This window comes from Dechloromonas hankyongensis, assembly GCF_022012295.1.
Taxonomy (GTDB): domain Bacteria; phylum Pseudomonadota; class Gammaproteobacteria; order Burkholderiales; family Rhodocyclaceae; genus Azonexus; species Azonexus hankyongensis.
In genome coordinates this window covers 1-705 of record NZ_JAKLTN010000015.1, presented here as the reverse complement: position 1 = coordinate 705, position 705 = coordinate 1, and the positions used below count along the sequence as shown (strand labels likewise).

General features: G+C 70.4%; 1 protein-coding gene. It reads left to right on the top strand.

The features are described from left to right. Window positions 1–705, top strand: a 705-nt coding sequence (locus LZ012_RS19740) for a VCBS domain-containing protein (protein ID WP_275712696.1), incomplete at both ends; no start/stop codon positions are given.

The following is a 705-nucleotide window of genomic DNA, read 5'->3' as shown; positions in this document are numbered from 1 at the left end:
CACCCCGACGCTCCTGATCCCGGACACCAACGCCCCGGGTTCGGCCGACGGCGACAAGACGGTGGCCGAAACCGACGGCGCCATCGCCGGCAACTTCACGGTCGGCGCCCCGGCCGGCCTGGGCAGCCTGAGCGTGGGCGGCACCGCCTTCACGGCGGCGCAACTCGCCGACCCGGCCTACCTGGCGGCGCACCCGATCAACACGGGTGAAGGCACGCTGGTCCTCACCGGCTACAACCCGGGCACCGGCGTGGTCAGCTACACCTACGACCCGGCCCTACAAAACAGCAACGCCGACGTCCTCGACGCCATCCCGGTGATCGTCACCGACCTGCTCGGCACCAGCACCCCGGACAGCCTGGACATCACCATCACCGACAGCAAGCCGGTGGCCGTCGCCGACAGCAACGCCGTCACCGAAGACAGCGCCCTGGTGGCGACCGGCAACGTGCTGGGCAACGACACCGTCGGTGCCGACGCCCACGCCAGCCCGGTCACCCCGGCCAGCGTCACGCTGGCCCACGGCAGCCTGGTCCTGGCGGCGGACGGCAGCTACACCTACACGCTGAATAACGCCGACCCGGCGGTGAACGCCCTGAACAACGGTCAGAGCCTGACCGACAGCTACACCTACACCCTGACCGACGGCGACGGCAGCACCAGCACGGCGACGCTGACCCTCACCATCAACGGCCACACCGACGG